The 2,825-nt window shown below is 36.0% G+C and carries 3 protein-coding genes; 2 read left to right on the forward strand and 1 reads right to left on the reverse strand.

The annotated features are described in order from the left end of the window. Both ACJMLH_RS10110 and ACJMLH_RS10115 read left to right on the forward strand, forming a co-directional pair. Positions 1–530: hypothetical protein (locus ACJMLH_RS10110; protein ID WP_405277303.1), on the forward strand; the 530-nt coding region annotated here is incomplete at its 5' end. A 583-nt stretch (positions 531–1,113) separates the two neighbouring features. Then, positions 1,114–2,547: a hypothetical protein gene (locus ACJMLH_RS10115; protein ID WP_405277305.1), complete on the forward strand. Its 1,434-nt coding sequence runs from the start codon at positions 1,114–1,116 to the stop codon at positions 2,545–2,547. Here ACJMLH_RS10115 and ACJMLH_RS10120 read toward each other — a convergent pair. Next, on the reverse strand, positions 2,537–2,825 hold a 289-nt coding region (locus tag ACJMLH_RS10120; protein ID WP_405277308.1), incomplete at its 5' end, for a transposase. The genes ACJMLH_RS10115 and ACJMLH_RS10120 overlap by 11 nt on opposite strands.

Raw genomic sequence — 2,825 nt, forward strand, 5'->3', positions numbered from 1 at the left:
CTTTCGTTATTGAAGACATAAATAAATTACCACGCGAAAAAACAGAATCAGAGAGTAAACTCAATGAATTACTTGAAAAATTCACGGAAAAGGTAAAATCAGGAAGAATAGTAAAATTTTATAAAAATAAAGAAGATCTAAAAAGTAAAGTAGTTGTAGCCATCCCGCAAATAATAAAAGACTTTAAAAGACCTGGATGGGTTAGAGGGGAGCTTTCAACTAAGAATACTCAAACAGCAGTAAAAAAAAATATTGATGACGCTTGGTTAGATATTTCTGGTTACATCTCATCTGAAAATAAAATAAGTAAATACACTGCTCCTTGCGATGGTACTGTCGAAATAACTATAGAAAAAAATTATGAAATGACTTTGATTAATGAAACAAAAAAATGTCCTGGTCGAGCTGTTGAATTAACCAACGGTAATAAAATTTTGAAATTGTCTTGTAGCAAGAATGATGAAATCAAATTAGAACATAACCCAAATTTTAATTTCAAGCCTATATCCGCTAAATTTTATGCGCGATGAACAAAAAATGTTATAAAACGTATTACATACATAGATTTTGCTATTTCCTCTTCGATTTAACCGCGATACTTGCAAAAAGAAGAGATATAAAGGAGTGATAAGATCTAAGTGGTTCTGGCTAGTCAAAAGACGAGTGATTCTAGAGGAGAAAATGAGGAAAATCTAAAGCTCCACTTCTACACTTTTAAGTAGTACACAACCCTAATTTAAGTTCCCTGAGAAGTAGTAGGGTGGTAGTCCATGTAGTGGTGTGCTAAAAGATAAATCGCAATATATTGTGGTGTAGCTGATTTAAAAAATCCGTCTAGAAGAGCTGCCGTGACACACGAATAGTATGGTAATTATTATTGGTTTTCTAGTATTCTTTAAGTCATGGGAATAAAGCATAAAAATATTCAGTAGTGCAAATTAATCACTTCATAAAAATGCTTACAGCAAATATATGTGCTAATGTGACAGCTATTATCGGTATAAGCATAGTCCATTTGAGTATATCCGAAAAGAGAACACGAAAACTACCTTCACAAATGGAAGATCTGTATGAGCAACAGTTCTTTCAAGATTTTGATAATAAGAGATAACCATGACCATTCCTAATGTAAATAAACAGAACATTCTTGATGCTTTAAAGAAAATTGATCAGGAAGGTGTCCCTCCTAAAAATCAGAGTACTAAATATGACCTGGTGACGGAAGACGGAAAAAAGTATCCTGCCAAATATGTTGTTGCAATAGCTTCCAATATGGACAACTTCAATTCCCTCGAAGCAAAATCATGTCTTGAACATCTTGGTTTCGTAGTTGAGACCAATAATATCAAGTACGAGCTTACCATTACTGCCGATACTGTTGTTTCAACGGATGAAATGTTCTCCATGGAGGATCTTGGCAGGAGAGGGGATATGTGCAAACCTCTTAAAGCTTATTTTCAAAGTGCGGACGGAACAATAACAGACCGAAAATACATTAAGGGGGAACGCAGAAATACGAATCAGACCATGCCCCGAATAGCCTGTCAGCTGTTTGAAAAACAAATTTCTGAGATGTCCATTGAAAGCAGGGAAAACTTCCCCGTATGTCAGTACAGCAGTTCAAGTAAACTGATTAAGGGAATATACTCAGGCGTTGAGGAATATAAAAAGAATTGCGGTAACTCCCTGGAATTCTGCGTGTATCACCGTGAAGACGGCAGATACTTTGTCTTTTACTGTTGGAATATTTTCTCGACAATAACATTTGTTCAGGAATGTCTAAAACGTTTTGGAAACCACGGTGATAAAATGGTTTTAATCTACAGGGATAAGGAAGAACGTAAAGATGAAGACATCGCCAATGCACAGAACTCTGATGAAGACATGAAGATTCAGGGAGATAAGTTCAACAATCCTTATTCCGAGATGCTCATTAAATCCCATAACATAATTTTCCGCGGAGCTCCGGGAACCGGTAAGTCATATTTAGCCAAGGAAATTGCTGCAGACATTATAAGTAACGGTTATTATGACAGTTTGGCAGACCTTTCGGATGAACAAAAAACTCAGGTTGAATTTGTTCAGTTTCATCCAAATTACGATTATTCTGACTTCGTTGAAGGCTTGCGTCCTAAGGTTAATGATGACGGTTCAATGGGCTTTGAACTGCAGGACGGCATTTTTAAAAAATTCGTAAACCGTGCCAGAAAGAATTATGAAGATTCCCTTAAATCCCATGAAATAATTGAAAAGGAATTATCAGTTAACGAAGCCATGCAGGAGTTCTTTTCAAATATTGAACTCGGTAATAATAAATTCAAAACTGTTACCGGTAATGAATTCTGCATAACCAGTGTAGACGATGTGCATATAAATATTTCCATCCCGGGTAACGAAAACGTCAAGAGAATTATTTTAAGCGTTGATAATATCCGCAAAATGCTCGAATCTGACGTTAAGTTTACTAAGGTGAAGGATTTAAGGGCATTCTTCGGTCAGAGCTTCGGCACTCAGCAGAATTCATATGAATTTGGGCTCAATCATTAATTTTATGTGATCGCTGATTCCTGATGTACTTCTTCCTACTCGCATCTATGACTTTCAGGAAAAAGTATTCGTCATCCGGATAACCGTAACCATGTCGTCTTATGGTCTTGATCTTCTGGTTGATTCCTTCAATTTTACCAGAGGATATTTTATAGGTGGCATGGGCAATGATTCCCTCAAAATGATTATTGAGAAGTTGACTGAACCAGATGAAATGCTCATTGTTTGTCGCCTGACAGATTTCCATTATGTTGCCGATTTCTATAGCCATTTTTGTT

The sequence above is a fragment of the Methanobrevibacter sp. genome, from assembly GCF_045116495.1.
Classification (GTDB): domain Archaea; phylum Methanobacteriota; class Methanobacteria; order Methanobacteriales; family Methanobacteriaceae; genus Methanocatella.